A 17002-nucleotide genomic window follows, 5' to 3' on the forward strand; every position below is an offset into this window, starting at 1 on the left:
GTTCTGAGGTCACTCCGTCAGGGTGACGATCGTTGCCGCGCGCAGTCAAGTGCGTACCGGGATGTGGGAGGAGTGTCACGGCGTCAGACCGCGTGCCCCAGGGCGGCTATGACATCGACCCTGCGCGGCTGTCCCTCGGCCCGTCGCACGACGCGGCCCGTCCGGTCGAGGACGAGGACGGTGGGGGTCCGCGCGATGCCGAGTTCGCGTACGAGATCGAGCCGCTCCTCGGCGTCGATCTCCACGTGCCCCACGCCCGGCACCATCGCGGCGACCTCGGCGAGGACGCGGCGGGTGGCCCGGCAGGGCTGACAGAAGGCGGTGGAGAACTGGACGAGGGTGGCCCGCTCCCCCAGTTCGGCTCCCAGCGCCTCGGGCCCGAGCACCTCGGTCACGCCTCTTCCCCTTCCTGTTCCTGTCGTCATGTCACCCGGCCCCGTCGTCATGTCCACCCGGTCGTCATGTCATCCGGTCCTCGTGTCACCCGGTCCTCGTGTCACCCGTGCGACGTCTGCAGACCCGTGCGACGTCTGCAGCGTCGCACGGGAGCGTCCGATTCCCGCCACGGCCACCGCGAGTGACGAGAATCTCCCCGAGCAAAGCCGCGTGGACTGGTCACGACGGCCCGCATGGGGCACGATCGGCCCAAAGCCGAAAACCTACGGCCGCGTAACTTCGCGGGGAAACCCTCCCCAGGCACACGAAGAAGAGGTTCCTCTCCGATGGCAGAACTCGTCTATCGACCGGTCGTCGGTGCCGCGCTCACCCTTTTCAAGGCACTCGACCTGAAGATCGACACCCAGGGTTCCGAGAACATCCCGCGGACGGGCGGGGCGGTGCTGGTGAGCAACCACATCAGCTACCTCGACTTCATCTTCGCAGGCCTCGCGGCGCTGCCCCAGAAGCGCCTGGTGCGCTTCATGGCGAAGGACGCGGTCTTCCGGCACAAGATCTCGGGGCCGCTGATGCGCGGCATGAGGCACATCCCGGTGGACCGTTCGCAGGGCGAGCACGCCTACAAGCACGCGCTCGAGTCGCTGCGGGCCGGGGAGATCATCGGCGTCTTCCCCGAGGCGACCATCTCCCAGTCGTTCACGCTCAAGGGCTTCAAGACGGGCGCGGCGCGCCTGGCGCAGGAGGCGGGCGTCCCGCTGATCCCGGTGGCACTGTGGGGCACCCAGCGCCTGTGGACGAAGGGCCGGCCGCGGAACTTCAAGCGGAGCCACATCCCGGTGACGATCCGCGTCGGCGAGCCCGTCGAGGCCCCCACCGACCAGTACGCGGGCGCCATCACCCGGCGGCTGCGCGAGCGCGTGCAGGAGCTCCTGGAGGCCGCTCAGCGCGCCTACCCGGTGCGCCCCAAGGACGCGAGCGACACGTGGTGGGTGCCCGCGCACCTCGGGGGCACGGCTCCGACGCCGGCCCAGGTCAAGGAAGCCGGCTGACGGCAGGGGGCGGGCGGGGCCCGGTCCGCGACGGACCCGGGCCGCCCGCGGGGTTCCGGCGGGGAACCGTCACTCCGGGTCCCGGACGGTGATCCGGGCTCCGGGGCTGAGCTTCTCCAGGGTCTCGGCGAGTTCGGCGCCCGCCGCCCGGAGCTCGTCCCCGGTCATGGGGACGAGCGACTCCAGCAGGAAGACCGCGTCGACGGTGTCGTCGTCGATGCGGGTACGGGGACCCTGGCGCCAGTTCCAGCGCCGGCAGGTCACACCCTCCTCGTCGCACCAGACGACCTCCCCCGGCTCGGGGTGCTCGACCGTCTCCACGCCGCCCGCCACGGTGACGAAGGGCTCGTCGCCGGTCGCCCGGACGAGGCGCATGGCGCCCTGGATCCGCCCCAGGTCCTCGCCGCCGACCGGGATGAGGTGGGCGACGCTGATCGCGTTGTAGGCGTCGACGAGCCGGTTGATCCGGGGCAGCCCACCGTCCGCGAGCGCCCGCCGGGCGAGCGCCTCCGCGGAGTTGCGGGTACGGGAGGGCTTGGCGCCGAACGCGGTGTACGCGGCGCGCCAGGCGGCGATGTGCGGGTCCTGGTCCGGGGTCCGGCCGTCGAGGCGCTCGACGAGCCGCCGTGCGGCATCGTCGAGCAGCGCCGAACTCGCCTCGTCGCTGGGTCCGTTGACCAGCCCGTGCGCCTCGACGGCGAGTGCGGTGAAGCCGGGCACGAGGGTGCGTACCTCGTCGGAGACGGTGAGCGTGAGAGTCATGCGGTCCAGTGTAGGGCACTGGATAATTCACTTCATTGAACTTTCGAGTCCCACGAGGATGAGGGACGAGAACGGCCGGACGGGAGTCGATGACTTCCGTCCGGCCGTTCCTTCGTTCGCGCCCTACGTCCTAGCGGGCCAGCTCTTCCTTCAGGGCCTGGAGGAAGGCGTCCACGTCGTCCTCCGTGGTGTCGAAGGCGCACATCCAGCGCACGTCACCGGCGGCCTCGTCCCAGAAGTAGAAGCGGAAGCGCTCCTGGAGGCGCCTGGTCACCTCGTGCGGCAGACGGGCGAAGACCGCGTTGGCCTGCACGGGGTGGAGGATCTCGACCCCGTCGAGCTCGCGCACCCCGGCCGCGAGCCGCCGCGCCATCGCGTTGGAGTGGCGGGCGTTGCGCAGCCACAGGTCCTTCGCGAGGAGGGCCTCCAGCTGCACCGACACGAAGCGCATCTTCGACGCGAGCTGCATGGACAGCTTGCGCAGGTGCTTCATGTGGCTGACCGCGTCCGGGTTGAGGACGACCACGGCCTCGCCGAAGAGCATGCCGTTCTTCGTGCCGCCGTACGAGAGGACGTCGACGCCCACCGCGTTGGTGAACGCGCGCATCGGCACGTCGAGGGAGGCGGCCGCGTTGGCTATCCGGGCGCCGTCGAGGTGCACCTTCATGCCCTTGGAGTGGGCGTGCTCGACGATCGCGCGGATCTCGTCCACCGTGTAGACGGTGCCGAGCTCGGTGTTCTGGGTGATCGAGACGACCTGGGGCATCGCCCGGTGCTCGTCCTCCCAGCCCCAGGCCTGCCGGTCGATCAGCTCGGGGGTGAGCTTGCCGTCCGGGGTCGGCACGGTGAGCAGCTTGAGGCCGCCCATGCGCTCCGGCGCACCGCCCTCGTCCACGTTGATGTGCGCGGACTCGGCGCAGATGACGGCGCCCCAGCGGTCGGTGAGCGCCTGGAGCGCGGTCACGTTCGCCCCGGTCCCGTTGAAGACCGGGAAGGCCTCGGCGGAGGGGCCGAAGTGGCTGTGCATGATCCGCTGGAGGTGCTCGGTGTACTGGTCCTCGCCGTAGGCGACCTGATGGCCGTCATTGGCGAGGGCGAGGGCCGCGAGGACCTCGGGGTGGGCGCCGGCGTAGTTGTCGCTGGCGAAGCCCCGGACCGACGGGTCGTGGTGCCGACGGGCGTCGGTCCTGGGGCCGAGAGCCGCGGTCACGGCTTGGGGGTCAGCCACAGACGCTGTCCATTCACTTCCTGGGCGGGCCTGTCCCACAGACCGGCGACCTCGTCGGCCAGGTCCTTGACGTCGGTGAAGCCCGCGAACTTCGCGTTGGGGCGTTCGGCGCGCATGGCGTCGTGCACCAATGCCTTGATCACCAGGATCGCAGCCGCCGCCCGCGGGCCGTCGTCGCCCCCCAGCTTGCGGAACGAGTCCGCCATGGCGAGGGTCCAGGCCTCGGCGGCGGCCTTGCCCGCGTTGTACGCGGCGTTGTTGGCCAGCGGCTTGTGCGCGCCGACCTGGCTGATCAGGGCGTACCGGCCGCGACCGCCGGCGCGCAGCAGTCCGTCGTGGAAGGCGAGCGAGGTGTGCTGGACCGTACGGATCAGGAGCTTCTCCAGGAAGTCCCAGTCCTTGAGGTCGGTCTCCATGAAGGAGCTGCTGCCGCGCCAGCCGCCGACGAGGTGCACCAGGCCGTCGATCCGGCCGAACTCCTTCTCGGTCTTGGCGGCCCAGTCGCGGGTGGCGGCCAGGTCGAGCAGGTCGACGGTGTCGCCGACGACGGTGGCGCCGCCGTGGGCGTAGCGGGCGGCGTCGACGGCCTCCGCGAGACGGGTCGGGTCGGCGTCCGACCCGACCACGGTCGCGCCCGCCTCGGCGAGGCGCAGCAGGGTCGCGCGCCCCGCGGGGCCGGCCGCGCCCGCGACCGCGATGACGGCGCCTTCGAGCGGCCCGCCGTTTCCGTTGGCGTTCATGGGCGACGCCTCCTCCGTGTCCTCGGTACGAGCGCTCACGCGGCGGCCCGCTCGGGCCGCGAAACGTCGGCGGCGGTGATCCCCTTGGTGTCGGCGATCACGCCCTTCAGCTTCTTGGCGAGGGCCTCAAAGAACATGCTGAGCGGAAACTCGTCCGGAAGCACGTCGTCGACGAGCTTGCGGGGCGGGAGCGACAGGTCGAGGGCGTCGGGGCCCTTGGCCCACTTCGATCCCGGGTGGGGGGCGAGGTAGGTGGAGACGAGCTCGTACGCCTTGAACCAGTGGACGAGCTTGGGGCGGTCGATGCCGTCGCGGTAGAGGGTCTCGATCTCGGCGCAGAGCTGGTTGGTGACCTGCGGGGCCCGCTCCCAGTCGATCTTGAGCGTGTTGTCCGTCCAGCGCACCACGTCGTGCTTGTGGAGGTACGCGAAGAGGAGCTGGCCGCCGAGACCGTCGTAGTTGCGGTTGCGGTCGCCGGAGAGCGGGAAGCGGAACATCCGGTCGAAGAGGACCGCGTACTGCACGTCACGGCCGTGCGTGTTGCCCTCGGCCTCCAGCTTCACGGCCTCCTTGAAGGCGGTGAGGTCGCAGCGGAGCTCTTCGAGGCCGTACATCCAGAAGGGCTGGCGCTGCTTGATCATGAAGGGGTCGAAGGGCAGGTCGCCGTGGCTGTGGGTGCGGTCGTGGACCATGTCCCAGAGCACGAAGGCCTTCTCGCAGCGCTCCTGGTCGTCGATCATCGCGGCGATGTCGGCGGGCAGCTTCAGGCCCAGGGTGTCGACGGCGGCCTCGGTGACCTTGCGGAAGCGGGCGGCCTCGCGGTCGCAGAAGATGCCGCCCCAGGTGAAGCGCTCGGGGGCCTCGCGGACCGCGATCGTCTCCGGGAAGAGGACGGCCGAGTGGGTGTCGTACCCGGCGGTGAAGTCCTCGAAGGTGATGCCGCAGAAGAGCGGGTTGTCGTAGCGGGTGCGCTCCAGCTCGGCGAGCCACTCGGGCCACACCATGCGGAGCACGACGGCTTCGAGGTTGCGGTCGGGGTTGCCGTTCTGCGTGTACATCGGGAACAGCACGAGGTGCTGGAGCCCGTCCACGCGGTCGGCGGCCGGCTGGAAGGCGAGCAGCGAGTCCAGGAAGTCCGGGACCGCGAAGCCGCTCTCGGCCCACTTGCGCAGGTCGGAGACGAGGGCGCGGTGGTAGGCGCCGTCGTGCGGGACGAGCGGGGAGAGCTGCTCGACCGCGGCGATGACGCGGTCGAGGGCCAGCTCGGCAAGGGAGCGGGCGGGAGCGCCCTCGGCCTCGAAGTCGATGGAGCCGTCCGTGCTCTGCCAGGCGCGGATCTCCTCCACGGCATCCTTGAGCTCGGGCCAGGCGGGGTGGTCCGTCACCCGGGCGTCGAGGGATATCCCCCCACCGGTCACGTCCTGCACAAGAATTTCCGTCATTCCTCTTCCTTCACAGGAGAACCTCGCGTCAAGACACCGTAACCATCGACGGTTCTCCACCACAAGGGGAGCAAGAGAAATTATCCTGCGCGACCCCCCTGTCGACGGAAGTTTTTCCTGTCAGACGGGTTTGAGGCCACCCTTCCGCCACCCGGGTCAGGTCAGCGGCTTCACCAGGAGCTCGAACTCCAGGTCGTCGCGCTGGGGCACACCGAAGCGCTCGTCGCCGTACGGGAACGGTGACGTCCGGCCGGTGCGCCGGTAGCCGCGCCGCTCGTACCAGGCGATGAGCTCCTCCCGTACGGAGATCACCGTCATGTGCATCTCGCGCGCGTCCCAGAGCTCGCGCGCCCGGCGCTCGGCCTCCGCGATGATCTGCTTGCCGAGGCCCGCGCCCTGCAGTTCGGGGCGGACCGCGAACATGCCGAAGTACGCCACCTCGCCGCGGTCCTCCAGTTGGCAGCAGGCGACGATCTCGCCGTCGCTCTCGACGACCAGGAGACGGCTGCCGGGCGTGGTGATCACGGCGGCCACGCCTTCGGGGTCGGTGCGCTGCCCCTGGAGGAGGTGGGCCTCGGTGGTCCAGCCTCGCCGGCTCGCGTCGCCCCGGTAGGCCGACTGGACGAGCGGGACGAGTGCCGGGACGTCGTCCAGGACCGCCTCCCGGTAGCTGATCCGGCCGGTCTCCTGCGACGTGGCGGTGTCCATGTGAACGGGGCTCCCCTCGGGCGCTGACGATCGCCGTACGCGATCGTCCCGAGCCTAACGCGCGCGCCGTTCACTCCCCTTCGTACGCCTGTGCGCGCCCGTGCGCCTGGGTAGGCGCGGGCCGCGGCGGGAAATCCTCCGGGAGGGGACGGCGTCGAGGGGGAGGTGTGCCGTGCACGGACCGGCCCTGTCCGGGTGGTTGATGGTCGCGCTGTGCGCGGCGACGGGCGCGTACTGCCTGCTGCGGATGCGCGCGTGCGCCGGGGAGGAGCGACGGGCGGCGGGCGGCGAGGCGCTGATGGGGTTCGGGATGGCATCCATGGCGCTGCCGGCGGCTGTGCTCACGCCACCGGGGTGGAGCTGGGCGGTGTACGCGGCGGTGTTCGGCGGCGCGGCGCTGCGTGGACTGCTCACGATCCGGCGCGGCGGTCACCACGCGCACCACTTCGTCGGCTCGCTCGCCATGGTCTACATGGCGGTGGCGATGGCGGCGCCCGCCGCGGGGGCGCACGCGGGGCACGCGGTGGGCACCGCGGGCGGCGTACCTCTCGTCACGGGCGGACTGCTCCTCTACTACATGGCGTACGTGCTGCACGCGGGCGCGAGACTCGTGCCGGTGGCGGCGGCCACGACGGGCGGCCTGGTGCCCGGGGCCGCCTGGGCGACCCGACCGGAGCTGGCGCTCGTCTGCCGGCTGTCGATGGCGCTCGCCATGCTCGCCATGCTGGTGGCCTTGTGAAGGTGGTGGCCGGGGGGCGGCCGGGCCGGGCGGTCGCCTGGCCGGCGGCTTGACGGGCAGCCGGGGGCGGTCGAGCCGGTGGCCGGACGGGCGGCCCAGCCTGCGGCGTGACGGGTGGTCGGGCCGGTGGCCGGACGGGCAACGAAACCGTGGCGTACGTCACTTGCCGTCCGTGGCCGTACCCCCGACCCGTATCCCGCTCATAGGCTGACGTCCATGTGGGTCTCCCTCGCGCTGCTTCTGCTCGGCGTCCTGACCGCCCTCGCGGCCCCCCGGCTGCTGTCACGGGCGGACTGGGTGGAGCGAGAACCCGTGGTGGCCCTCTGGGTCTGGCAGTGCGTGGTCGCCGCCGTCCTCGTGAGCTTCGCGCTCTCCATGACCTTCAGCGCGTCGACCGCCTGGCAGGCCGTACGGGGGCAGGTCTTCGCGCCCGCCCCGCGCGCGGTGGTCGACGCGTACGAGCTCGGGACGACCGGTCCCTGGTCCGCGGTCCTCGCGGTGGTCCTCGCGGCCGGCGGAGTCTGGTCCGGGGCGATGCTGGGCCGGGAGATCGGCCGGGCCCGCGCCCGGCGCGGGCAGCGCCGCCGCGACCTGCTCGTCCGCTCCCCCCTGCTGCCCGGGGAGGAGCCCGGCGGCGAGCGGCTCGTCGTCCTGGAGGGCGAGCGGGCCGACGCCTGGTGGCTGACCGGGACCACGCCCCAGCTGGTGATCACCACGGCGGCGCTGCGGCGGCTGAAGGGGCGCCAGCTGGACGCGGTCCTCGCGCACGAGCAGGGCCACGCGCGCGCCCGGCACGACTGGCTCCTGCACTGCTCGGGGGCGCTGGCCGCCGGATTCCCCGGGATCCCCGTCTTCGCGGCCTTCCGCGGGGAGATGCACCGCCTGGTGGAGCTGGCCGCCGACGACGTGGCCTCGCGCCGGTTCGGGCGCCTGACGATCGCGCTCGCCCTCGTCGAACTGAACGAGGACCGGGGCGTGTTCGGACCCGGCCCGGCACCGTACGCGGACCTTCCGCGGCGGGTGAACCGCCTGCTGACCGCGGCGCCCCGGCTCACGGCCGGCCGCCGTCTGCGGCTCACCGCCGCCGCGGCCCTGGTGCCGGTGGTCCCGGTGCTCGTGGCCTTCGTCCCGGCGCTCAGCGCGCTGGGATAGGAGCCCCTCGCCGGGAACACCGGCGGAACGCGTCGCGCCCGGAGGATCATGCGGAGCCGTTCGTCGGGCAGGATCGGCACATGCGCTCCTCCGCCATGATCTCCGGTGTCCTGGCCCTTCTCCTGCTCGTCCTCGTCGCCGTGGGGTGGACACCGCTGCTCTCCTTCGACCGGTCCGTCGCCGAGTCGCTCCACCGCGAGGCCCTCGCCCACCCCGGGCTCACCCGGGTCCACCGCGTCCTCAGCGACTGGTTCTGGGACCCGGTGACGATGCGCGCCCTGGCCGCCGGCGTCGTCGTCCTGCTGTGGTGGTGGGGCGAGCGGCGCACGGCCCTGTGGGTGGCCGCGACCACCCTGCTGGCCGCGGCGCTGCAGCAGGGCGTGAAGGCGCTGGTGGGGCGGGAGCGGCCGCTGTGGGTCGATCCGGTCGACTCGGCGCGGTACGCCGCCTTCCCGTCCGGGCACGCGATGGCGGCCACGGTCACCTGCGGCCTGCTCCTCTGGGTGCTCGCGCTGCGCTGGCGGCCCGAGTGGCGCGGCTGGGGCACGCTCACGGGCGCCGCGCTCGTGTCGGTGCTCGGCGTCGGCTGGACGCGGGTCTACCTGGGCGTGCACTGGCCCTCGGACGTCGTCGGGGGCTGGCTGCTCGGCTGGTGCTGCGTGGCCGTCGCGGTCCTGACGTACCGCCGGGGCGGGCGCCGCGGGGTCCCGGCCGAGCCCGGCGCCGGGGAGAACGGCGGGAGCAGAATGGGAGACACATGACGAAGCCGTCTGTTCTGGACGATCCCCCGTGTCGCCCAGAACAGACGGCATCCCCGGCGGTCCGCCACGCGGGCGTGCCGACGGGATGCGCCGAGTATATTGGCCGGCAGCCAGTCAACGCAGGAGTCCAGCATGTCGCCGCGTAGCCCATCGGTCAATGAAGAACTGCGGCGCCGGTCGCGGGAGCGCATTCTGCGGGCCACGGTGGAGCTGGTCGACGCACGCGGATACGAGGCCACCACGCTCGGCGACATCGCGGAACGGGCCGGTACGGCGCGCGGACTCATCTCGTACTACTTCCCGGGCAAGCGGCAGCTCCTCCAGTCGGCGGTGCACCGGCTGATGCACCTCACCCTGGCGGAGGCGCTGGAGCGCGAGCCGCGCACGGAGGACGGCCGCGAGCGGCTGGCCCGGGCGATCGACGCGATCCTGGGGCTCGCGGCGGAGCGGCCCACGCTGATGCGGACCCACATGGCGGGCATCCTGCAGGCCGAGGGGTTCGTGCGGTGCGAGGAGCAGCAGCGCCTGGCGTTCCTGCTGCGGGACACGGTCACCCGGTACGGCTCCGAGGACGTGGACACGGACTATCCGCTGTTGCGCGCCCTGCTGATGGGCGCGGTGGTGGCGGTGCTGCTTCCAGGTGCCGGGATGCCGCTCGCGCGGCTGCGGGCGGAGCTGTTCCACCGGTACGGCCTGGACTGGGAGGCCGGCGTGCCGCCGGACGGGGGTCCGCCCGACGGCACGCCGGCGCTCAGGCCGTCAGCCGGCCGTCACGGTCCCGGTCAGTCGTCGAAGTCGAAGTAGTCCGGCTGGGTCTGGACGTTGAGCTCGTCCATCCGGATCCGCTTCGCGGGGTCGGTACGAGGGTCGGAGAGCTTCAGGACGTCGAAGCCCTTGGCGATGTCGTTCGAGTAGATGTAGCCGTTGTAGTAGTACGCGGACCACGAGCCACCGGTCGAGATGGTGGTGGCGGACACCGGGCCGCGCTCGAAGTAGCCGATCTCCTTCGGCTTGGCCGAGTCGGTGAAGTCCCAGACGGAGACACCGCCCTGGTACCAGGCCTGGACCATGAGGTCCTTGCCCTTGACCGGGATCAGCGAGCCGTTGTGGGCGACGCAGTTCTCGGTGTCGGCCTGGTGGCGCGGGATCTTGAAGTAGCTGCGGAAGACGAGGTCGCGCTTCTTGCCCTTGCCGACGAGGTCGTAGATGCCGTTGGCGCCGCGGTTCGGGCCGATCGCCGCGTTGCAGGTGGCCGCGCCGCCGCCGCCGAGCTCGTCGGTGAAGACGACCTTGTTCGCCTTCTGGTTGAAGGTCGCGGAGTGCCAGAACGCGAAGTTGACGTTGTCCTGGACCCGGTCGATCACCCGGGGGTGCTCGGGGTCCTCGATGTCGAAGAGGATGCCGTCACCCATGCAGGCGCCGGCCGCGAGGTCCTTCTCCGGCAGCACCGTGATGTCGTGGCAGCCGGTGGTCTTGGAGACGCCCGGGTTGGTGGGACCGCCCGGGTTGCCGCCGCCGTCCGGGCCATCGCCCGGGAAGAGGACGGGGAAGTTGACGACCGCGGCCTGCTCGGGCGCCTTGCGGGGCACCTTGATGACCGAGATGCCGTCGTGCGGGCGCTGGCAGTCCGGGAACGCGTCGTTGGGCGAGTACGAGGAGACGTAGACGTAGACGTTCTTGCCCTTGGGCACGAGCGTGTGGGTGTGCGAACCACAGGCGGTCTCGACGGCGGCGACGTACTTCGGGTTGGCGATGTCGCTGATGTCGAAGATCTTCATGCCCTCCCAGGATTCCTTGACCGAGGCGGGCTGCGAGGTGCTGGCGCAGGAGTCGTCGCTCCGGGAGGAGTCCGTGGAGAGGAACACGAGGTTCCCGGAGACGGAGATGTCGTTCTGGGAGCCCGGGCAGAGGACCTGGGCGACGGTCTTCGGGGCCTTCGGGTCGCTGATGTCGAAGATCCGGAAGCCGTCGTAGTTGCCGGCGAAGGCGTACTTGCCCTGGAACGCGAGGTCCGAGTTGGTGCCCTTGAGGGCGTCCTTCGGGATGTTGGCGAGGTGCTCGATGTTCGAGCTGTGGACGATCTCGTCCACGCCGGGTATCTCACCGCTCTGGATGGCGGCGCGCGCGTCGGCCGCCTGCTCCGCGGAGACCTTGCCCTGTGCGGGGACGTCTCCGGGATCGGGTGTGGCGGCCGCGGGGCCGGCCACGAGCAGTGTGGCGAACAGCCCGGCCGCGGCGGATGCCACGCCCAGGCGTCTGCGCCGTGCACGCGGGTCACGCGTGATGGACGTGGTACGCGGGGTACGCAACGAAGTCACTCCGTCCTCCCTGGTATCCGTTCAGCATTGAACGGGTGTTGGACCCCGGCAGTATCTTCCTTGCCGTGCACATCTCAACAGATGGCAACGCAGATGTAATGAAGGTTTTTGCTCGGACACCCCGAGAAAAGTGCTAGGAACGGACACACTCCCCGCAAGAACACCTGGAGGTCGCGTTGTTGATCCGCTGTCAGCGAGCCGTCGTCGCCGTGGCCCTGTCCGCCGTCGCCGTACTCGCCCTGGCCGCCTGCGAGTCGGGGACGGAGAAGGCCGCTCCGGAGGCCGGGGCCTCGACCGGGGGCTCGGTGGTGGCGCCGGGGAGGCCCGGCGAACCGGCCAAGCGGATATCCCCGGAGGAGGCCGCCCGGCTCCTTCCGGACGAGAGTCCGAACAGCGCCGACTTCCACTACGCGCAGATGATGATCGTGCACCACCGGCAGGCCCTGACCATGACGGCGCTGGCTCCGCAGCGGGCGGGCTCCTCGCAGGTCAAGAAGGTGGCCGAGCGGATCGCGGCGGCGCAGCAGCCGGAGATCGGCGCGATGGAAGGCTGGCTGAAGAACAACGGCGGCCCACGCGAGCAGTCCGGCCACGACCATCACTCGATGCCGGGCATGGCGACCGAGGCGCAGCTGAAGGAGCTGGGGAAGGCGAGGGGCGAGGCCTTCGACAAGCTGTTCCTGCAGCTGATGATCACGCACCACGAGGGGGCGGTGACGATGGCCGCCGAGGTGCTGAGCGAGGGCAACAACGTCCTCGTGGAGGAGATGGCGAACGACGTGATCGCCCAGCAGACCTCGGAGATCAACCGGATGCGGTCGATGTAGGCGGGCGCGACCGCACCGGGAACGCGCACCGCCCCGTCGTACCGGCCCAGGCCGCTCCGTCGTACCGGCTCAGACCGCCCCGTCCTCGCGGGCGGCCTGGGCGGCCGCCGACGCCAGGACGGTGTCGAGGAGGCCGGGGAAAAGGGCGTCGAGGTCGTCGCCGCGAAGGGCGTTGAGCTTCGCCGTGCCCCGGTACACCTGCTGGATGACGCCGCTCTCGCGCAGCACCCGGAAGTGATGTGTCGTCGTGGACTTGGTGACCGGGAGGTCGAAGTACGAGCAGCTGAGTTCGGTGCCCTCGCGCGCCATGTCCCGCACGATGCGCAGGCGCACCGGGTCCGAGAGCGCGTGCAGCACCGCCTCCAGACGGATCTGGTCGCGCGCGGGGTGTTCGAGGGCGCGGGGGCCCGTGGCGGTCGTCACGACGGCGGCTCCACTTCATCCGGGGTCCCGCTCATTGTACGAGAACCCTCGTAGTTTGACAGGCGCCGTACTACGAGAGCTATCGTACTAGCATCCTTCGAGGCATCCCGAAACGGAGTCCGTCATGAGCGCTGCCCTGTTCGAGCCCTACACCCTGCGGTCCCTCACCGTGCCCAACCGGGTCTGGATGGCGCCCATGTGCCAGTACTCGGCCGAGACGACCGGACCGAACGCGGGTGTCGCCACCGACTGGCACTTCGCCCACTACGCCTCCCGGGCCACCGGCGGCACCGGGCTCATCCTGGTCGAGGCGACCGCCGTCGCCCCCGAGGGACGGATCAGTCCGGCGGACCTCGGCCTCTGGAACGACACCCAGACCGAGAGCCTGCGCCGGATCGCCGCCTTCCTCACGGAGCACGGCACGGTGCCCGGCATCCAGATCGGGCACGCCGGCCGCAAGGCCTCCACCAAGCGCCCGTGGGAGGGCCGCGGACCCGTCCCCGAGGGCGGCCCCGGCTGGCAGCCCGTCGCGCCGAGCCCCGCCGAGTTCGCCGAGGGCTACCCGGTGCCGACCGAGCTGACCGTGGAAGGGATCCGGGAGATCACCGGGCAGTTCGCCGACGCGGCCCGCCGCGCGCTCGACGCCGGCTTCCAGGTCGTCGAGGTGCACGGCGCCCACGGCTACCTCATCGGTGAGTTCCTCTCCCCGCACAGCAACCACCGCACCGACGCGTACGGCGGCTCCTTCGAGAACCGGACCCGGCTCGCCCTCGAGGTCGTCGACGCCGTCCGGTCCGTGTGGCCCGAGGAACTCCCCGTCTTCTTCCGGATCTCGGCCACCGACTGGCTGGGCGAGCAGGGCTGGACGGTCGACGAGACCGTACGGTTCGCCACTCTGCTGCGGGAGCACGGCGTCGACCTCCTCGACGTCTCCAGCGGCGGCAACGGCGGACCGGCCGAGATCCCGGTGGGTCCCGGCTACCAGGTGCCCTTCGCGGCCCGCGTCAAGGCGGAGACCGGGCTGCCGGTGGCCGCCGTCGGCCTGATCACCGAGAGCGCGCAGGCCGAGAAGATCGTCGCCAACGGCGAGGCCGACGCGGTCCTCCTCGGCCGCGAGCTGCTGCGCGACGCCTCCTGGGCCCGTCGCGCCGCACGCGAACTCGGCGCGCGGACCCACGCGGCCCCGGCCCCGTACGCCTGGGCGATCTGACCGGCACGTCCCGGAGACCGGGTGCGGGAGTGTCCGGGGGCCGTTGCCGGCGGCCGGGCGGGGAGTGTCCGAGGGGGCGTTGTCAGTGGCCGGGTGCAGACTGGCCCGTATCCGCGACAACGGCGTCCTGGAGGTGGCAGCCATGCCCGACGTACTCCTCACCGTGGGCACCCGCAAGGGGCTCTTCATCGGCCGCAGGCACGACGGCCGGTGGGAGTTCGACGATCCGGCCTTCCCCGCGCAGGCGGTCTACTCGGTCGCCATCGACACCCGGGGGCCGGCCCCGCGCCTCCTCGTGGGCGGGGACAGCGCCCACTGGGGACCGTCGGTCTTCCACTCCGACGACCTCGGCGGGAGCTGGACCGAACCGGCGCGGCCGGCCGTGAGGTTCCCCGAGGACACCGGCGCCTCCCTCGAGCGCGTCTGGCAGCTGCACCCGGCGCCGGACCACTCCCTCGGCGTCGTGTACGCGGGGACGGAGCCGGCGGCGCTCTTCAGGTCGGCGGACGGCGGCGAGTCCTTCGAGCTCGTCCGCCCGCTGTGGGAGCACCCGACCCGCTCCCGGTGGGTGCCCGGCGGAGGCGGCGAGGCCGTGCACACCGTGGTGACCGACCGGCGCGACCCGGACGCGCTGACGGTCGCGGTGTCCACCGCCGGGGTGTTCCGCTCGCGGGACGGCGGGGCCGCGTGGGAGCCCTCCAACCGGGGTGTCTCGGCGGTGTTCCTGCCGGACCCGCACCCCGAGTTCGGGCAGTGCGTCCACAAGATCGCCCAGGACGCGGGCGACCTGGACCGGCTCTACCTCCAGAACCACTGGGGCGTGTTCCGCAGCGACGACGCGGGGGCCAACTGGTCCGACATCGGGTCCGGGCTGCCCTCCGACTTCGGCTTCGCGGTCGCCGCTCACCCGCACCGCCCGGACACCGCCTACGTCTTCCCCATCACCGCGGACTCCGACCGGGTCCCGGCCGGCCGCCGGTGCCGGGTCTACCGCACGACCGACGCCGGGACCACCTGGGAGCCGCTGACCCGGGGGCTGCCCGAGGGCGCCCACTACGGCACGGTGCTCCGGGACGCGCTGTGCACGGACGACGCGGACCCGGCGGGCGTCTACTTCGGCAACCGCAACGGTGAGGTGTACGCGAGCGCGGACGACGGCGACAGCTGGGAACTCCTCGCCGAACACCTGCCGGACGTGCTGTGCGTCCGGGCGGCCGTGGTCTGACGCCGGACGCGGACGGAGCGGACGCCGGGCCCGACACCTGACACCCGACCGCCGACGGAACGGATGCCGGGCCCTACCCGTCGGACACCCCCACCGGGGCGCGCCCGGCGGGTCAGGGCAGGCGCCAGTCCACGGGCTGGGCTCCCTGCTTCAGGAGCAGTTCGTTGGCGCGGCTGAAGGGGCGGGAGCCGAAGAAGCCGCGGTCCGCCGACATCGGGGACGGGTGCGCGGACTCGATCGCCGGCAGGTCGCCGAGGAGCGGCCGGGCGTTGCGGGCGTCGCGGCCCCACAGGATCGACACCAGCGGCTTGCCCCGGGCCGCCAGCGCGCGGATGGCCTGCTCGGTGACCTCTTCCCAGCCCTTGCCGCGGTGGGCGGCCGGCTTGCGCGGGGCGGTGGTCAGCGCCCTGTTGAGCAGGAGGACGCCCTGGCGGGTCCAGGGGGTCAGATCGCCGTTCGAGGGCCTCGGCATCCCGAGGTCGGTGTGCAGCTCCCGGAAGATGTTCTCCAGGCTGCCGGGCAGCGAACGGACCTCCGGCGCCACCGCGAAGCTGAGCCCGATCGCCATCCCCGGCGTGGGATAGGGGTCCTGACCCACGATCAGGACCCGCACCTCGTCGAAGGGCTGCTGGAAGGCCCGCAGCACATGCTGCCCGGCCGGCAGGTACGTCCTGCCCGCGGCGATCTCGGCGCGCAGGAAGTCGCCCATCTCCGCCACACGGCCCGCCACGGGGCCCAGAGCCTCGGCCCAGCCGGGCTCCACCAGTTCCTTCAACGGTCGCGCTGTCACAATCCGTCACTCTACCGGCCTACACCGACACCCGGCCCCTGGCGTTCACCGTCACGCCCCCTAGACTCCGTCCGCTCCCCCACCACTCACACACTCCCGCGAGGACGGTGCACCGTGGTTCCCGTGACTCCCCCGGCTTCCCCGACTTCCGTGAACGAGCCCTCCGGCCCCTCCGGCGGGCTGGTCGTCGGTGTCGACTCCGGTGGTTCGGGGCTCCGGGTCGCCCTGGCCGACGCGGCGAGCGGCGCCGTCCTCGGCACCCGCGTCTCCCGCGAACCGGTGCGGACCGGTCCCGGCGGGATCTCCGCCCGGCACTTCCTCGACCAGGTCCTGCCCGCCGTCCGCGCCCTGACGGAACCCCACGGTGCGCGGCCGGTCGTCGCCGTGGCCGTGGGCGCCGCCGGGATGGCGACCCTCGGGGACGAGCTGCGGGCCGGACTGCCGGGCGCCTTCGCCGAGGCGTGGGGGGCGCGGCGGCTCGCGCTCGCGGCCGACGCGGTCACCGCGTACACCGGGGCGCTCGGGCAGCGGCCGGGCGCGGTCGTCGCGGGCGGCACGGGCATGATCGCGCTCGGCACGGACCTGACGTCCTGGCGGCGGGCCGACGGCTGGGGGCACCTCCTCGGCGACTGCGGCAGCGGCGCCTGGATCGGCCGGGCCGGCCTGGAGGCGGCGATGCGCGCGTACGACGGGCGACGCGGCGGCTCCACGGCGCTCCTGGCCCGTGCCGAGGAGCTCTTCGGGCCGGCGGCCGGACTCCCTGGCGCGCTCTACCCCCGTACGGACCGGCCCGCGGTCCTCGCGTCCTTCGCCCCGGAGGTGGGGCGGTGCGCCGCGGCGGACCCGGTGGCCGCGGACATCCTGGTACGGGCGGCGGGGCACATCGCCGAGACCGCGGAGGCGGTGTGCCCCGCCGGGCCCGGGGCGCCGGTGGCGCTGACCGGGGGCCTGTTCAAGATGGGCGACGCCCTGCTCGTACCGCTGCGCGCCGCTCTGGAGGAGCGGGTCCCGCACGCCCGGGCCGTGGAGCCCGCGGGGGATCCGTCGGCCGGGGCGGTCGCGCTCGCGGCGGCGCTCGCCACCGGCACGCTGCGGCTCCCGGAGGATCCCGCGCTGCTCCGTCTGTTCGGCGAGGTGGCGCCGTAGGCGGAGGCATCCGCCCAGGTGGGAGGCGGTGTGTGGGGGCGGGACGGGGTCAGGACCGGCGCCGAGGGGGGACATAGGGGGGCAGA

At 72.3% G+C, this 17002-nt stretch carries 18 protein-coding genes; 9 read left to right on the forward strand and 9 right to left on the reverse strand.

The window, feature by feature from the left end:
- Nucleotides 1–83: 83 nt before the first annotated feature.
- A complete protein-coding gene (locus ACFWUY_RS07470; RefSeq protein WP_384103060.1) occupies nucleotides 84–425 on the reverse strand; it encodes a TlpA family protein disulfide reductase in 342 nt (113 codons plus the stop codon).
- Between the two features lie 297 nt (nucleotides 426–722).
- On the opposite strand from ACFWUY_RS07470, the gene ACFWUY_RS07475 reads away from it, so the two are divergent.
- Complete coding sequence (locus tag ACFWUY_RS07475) at nucleotides 723–1445, forward strand: lysophospholipid acyltransferase family protein (protein WP_384103063.1); 723 nt, start codon at nucleotides 723–725, stop codon at nucleotides 1443–1445.
- A gap of 69 nt (nucleotides 1446–1514) precedes the next feature.
- On the opposite strand, the gene ACFWUY_RS07480 is transcribed toward ACFWUY_RS07475, so the two are convergent.
- The 5 genes from ACFWUY_RS07480 to ACFWUY_RS07500 form a co-directional block, all read right to left on the reverse strand.
- Nucleotides 1515–2207 carry a B3/4 domain-containing protein gene (locus tag ACFWUY_RS07480; RefSeq protein WP_384103066.1) on the reverse strand — a complete coding sequence of 231 codons (693 nt, stop codon included), beginning with the start codon at nucleotides 2205–2207 and terminating at the stop codon, nucleotides 1515–1517.
- Between the two features lie 130 nt (nucleotides 2208–2337).
- Nucleotides 2338–3417 carry a threonine aldolase family protein gene (locus ACFWUY_RS07485; RefSeq protein WP_384103323.1) on the reverse strand — a complete coding sequence of 360 codons (1080 nt, stop codon included), beginning with the start codon at nucleotides 3415–3417 and terminating at the stop codon, nucleotides 2338–2340.
- A complete protein-coding gene (locus ACFWUY_RS07490; RefSeq protein WP_384103069.1) occupies nucleotides 3414–4175 on the reverse strand; it encodes an SDR family NAD(P)-dependent oxidoreductase in 762 nt (253 codons plus the stop codon). Before ACFWUY_RS07490 ends, ACFWUY_RS07485 begins: the two co-directional genes overlap by 4 nt.
- Before the next feature lie 35 nt (nucleotides 4176–4210).
- A complete protein-coding gene (locus ACFWUY_RS07495) occupies nucleotides 4211–5617 on the reverse strand; it encodes a DUF6421 family protein (RefSeq protein ID WP_384103072.1) in 1407 nt (468 codons plus the stop codon).
- Between the two features lie 156 nt (nucleotides 5618–5773).
- Nucleotides 5774–6325, reverse strand: coding sequence for a GNAT family N-acetyltransferase (locus ACFWUY_RS07500; protein WP_384103075.1), 552 nt, complete (start codon nucleotides 6323–6325; stop codon nucleotides 5774–5776).
- A 172-nt stretch (nucleotides 6326–6497) separates the two neighbouring features.
- Here ACFWUY_RS07500 and ACFWUY_RS07505 point away from each other — a divergent pair, with 172 nt between their 5' ends.
- From ACFWUY_RS07505 to ACFWUY_RS07520, 4 genes are all read left to right on the forward strand, one after another.
- Entirely contained in the window at nucleotides 6498–7064 is a 567-nt protein-coding gene (locus ACFWUY_RS07505; protein WP_384103078.1) for a DUF5134 domain-containing protein, read from the forward strand.
- 216 nt (nucleotides 7065–7280) lie between these two features.
- The gene (locus tag ACFWUY_RS07510; protein WP_384103081.1) at nucleotides 7281–8216 is read left to right on the forward strand and encodes a M56 family metallopeptidase; all 936 of its coding nucleotides are present in this window, start codon (nucleotides 7281–7283) and stop codon (nucleotides 8214–8216) included.
- Nucleotides 8217–8296: 80 nt separating this feature from the next.
- Complete coding sequence (locus tag ACFWUY_RS07515) at nucleotides 8297–8977, forward strand: phosphatase PAP2 family protein (protein ID WP_384103084.1); 681 nt, start codon at nucleotides 8297–8299, stop codon at nucleotides 8975–8977.
- 132 nt (nucleotides 8978–9109) lie between these two features.
- Nucleotides 9110–9781, forward strand: coding sequence for a TetR/AcrR family transcriptional regulator (locus ACFWUY_RS07520; RefSeq protein WP_384103090.1), 672 nt, complete (start codon nucleotides 9110–9112; stop codon nucleotides 9779–9781).
- On the opposite strand, the gene ACFWUY_RS07525 is transcribed toward ACFWUY_RS07520, so the two are convergent.
- Nucleotides 9760–11295 carry an LVIVD repeat-containing protein gene (locus ACFWUY_RS07525; RefSeq protein WP_384103093.1) on the reverse strand — a complete coding sequence of 512 codons (1536 nt, stop codon included), beginning with the start codon at nucleotides 11293–11295 and terminating at the stop codon, nucleotides 9760–9762. The genes ACFWUY_RS07520 and ACFWUY_RS07525 overlap by 22 nt on opposite strands.
- 176 nt (nucleotides 11296–11471) lie before the next feature.
- On the opposite strand from ACFWUY_RS07525, the gene ACFWUY_RS07530 reads away from it, so the two are divergent.
- A complete protein-coding gene (locus ACFWUY_RS07530; RefSeq protein WP_384103095.1) occupies nucleotides 11472–12122 on the forward strand; it encodes a DUF305 domain-containing protein in 651 nt (216 codons plus the stop codon).
- Between the two features lie 69 nt (nucleotides 12123–12191).
- Here ACFWUY_RS07530 and ACFWUY_RS07535 read toward each other — a convergent pair whose 3' ends face one another.
- Nucleotides 12192–12545 carry an ArsR/SmtB family transcription factor gene (locus ACFWUY_RS07535; protein ID WP_384103098.1) on the reverse strand — a complete coding sequence of 118 codons (354 nt, stop codon included), beginning with the start codon at nucleotides 12543–12545 and terminating at the stop codon, nucleotides 12192–12194.
- Nucleotides 12546–12669: 124 nt separating this feature from the next.
- On the opposite strand from ACFWUY_RS07535, the gene ACFWUY_RS07540 reads away from it, so the two are divergent.
- On the forward strand, nucleotides 12670–13755 hold the full coding sequence (locus ACFWUY_RS07540; protein ID WP_384103100.1) for an NADH:flavin oxidoreductase/NADH oxidase: 1086 nt from the start codon (nucleotides 12670–12672) through the stop codon (nucleotides 13753–13755).
- Between the two features lie 142 nt (nucleotides 13756–13897).
- Nucleotides 13898–14980, forward strand: coding sequence for a WD40/YVTN/BNR-like repeat-containing protein (locus ACFWUY_RS07545; protein WP_384103102.1), 1083 nt, complete (start codon nucleotides 13898–13900; stop codon nucleotides 14978–14980).
- A gap of 112 nt (nucleotides 14981–15092) precedes the next feature.
- On the opposite strand, the gene ACFWUY_RS07550 is transcribed toward ACFWUY_RS07545, so the two are convergent.
- The gene (locus tag ACFWUY_RS07550) at nucleotides 15093–15770 is read right to left on the reverse strand and encodes a uracil-DNA glycosylase (protein WP_384103104.1); all 678 of its coding nucleotides are present in this window, start codon (nucleotides 15768–15770) and stop codon (nucleotides 15093–15095) included.
- A gap of 150 nt (nucleotides 15771–15920) precedes the next feature.
- Between ACFWUY_RS07550 and ACFWUY_RS07555 the strand changes: the two genes are divergently transcribed.
- Nucleotides 15921–16916, forward strand: a complete 996-nt coding sequence (locus ACFWUY_RS07555) for an N-acetylglucosamine kinase (RefSeq protein WP_384103108.1) — start codon at nucleotides 15921–15923, stop codon at nucleotides 16914–16916.
- Nucleotides 16917–17002: the final 86 nt, after the last annotated feature.

Source organism: Streptomyces sp. NPDC058664 (assembly GCF_042716635.1).
GTDB lineage: Bacteria > Actinomycetota > Actinomycetes > Streptomycetales > Streptomycetaceae > Streptomyces.

What these genes read in the sequence shown, in the direction of transcription:
- ACFWUY_RS07470 (WP_384103060.1), bottom strand. Translation starts at nt 425, where the DNA reads ATGACGACAGGAACAGGAAGGGGAAGAGGCGTGACCGAGGTGCTCGGG.
- ACFWUY_RS07475 (WP_384103063.1), top strand. Translation starts at nt 723, where the DNA reads ATGGCAGAACTCGTCTATCGACCGGTCGTCGGTGCCGCGCTCACCCTT.
- ACFWUY_RS07480 (WP_384103066.1), bottom strand. Translation starts at nt 2,207, where the DNA reads ATGACTCTCACGCTCACCGTCTCCGACGAGGTACGCACCCTCGTGCCC.
- ACFWUY_RS07490 (WP_384103069.1), bottom strand. Translation starts at nt 4,175, where the DNA reads ATGAACGCCAACGGAAACGGCGGGCCGCTCGAAGGCGCCGTCATCGCG.
- ACFWUY_RS07495 (WP_384103072.1), bottom strand. Translation starts at nt 5,617, where the DNA reads ATGACGGAAATTCTTGTGCAGGACGTGACCGGTGGGGGGATATCCCTC.
- ACFWUY_RS07500 (WP_384103075.1), bottom strand. Translation starts at nt 6,325, where the DNA reads ATGGACACCGCCACGTCGCAGGAGACCGGCCGGATCAGCTACCGGGAG.
- ACFWUY_RS07510 (WP_384103081.1), top strand. Translation starts at nt 7,281, where the DNA reads ATGTGGGTCTCCCTCGCGCTGCTTCTGCTCGGCGTCCTGACCGCCCTC.
- ACFWUY_RS07515 (WP_384103084.1), top strand. Translation starts at nt 8,297, where the DNA reads ATGCGCTCCTCCGCCATGATCTCCGGTGTCCTGGCCCTTCTCCTGCTC.
- ACFWUY_RS07520 (WP_384103090.1), top strand. Translation starts at nt 9,110, where the DNA reads ATGTCGCCGCGTAGCCCATCGGTCAATGAAGAACTGCGGCGCCGGTCG.
- ACFWUY_RS07540 (WP_384103100.1), top strand. Translation starts at nt 12,670, where the DNA reads ATGAGCGCTGCCCTGTTCGAGCCCTACACCCTGCGGTCCCTCACCGTG.
- ACFWUY_RS07545 (WP_384103102.1), top strand. Translation starts at nt 13,898, where the DNA reads ATGCCCGACGTACTCCTCACCGTGGGCACCCGCAAGGGGCTCTTCATC.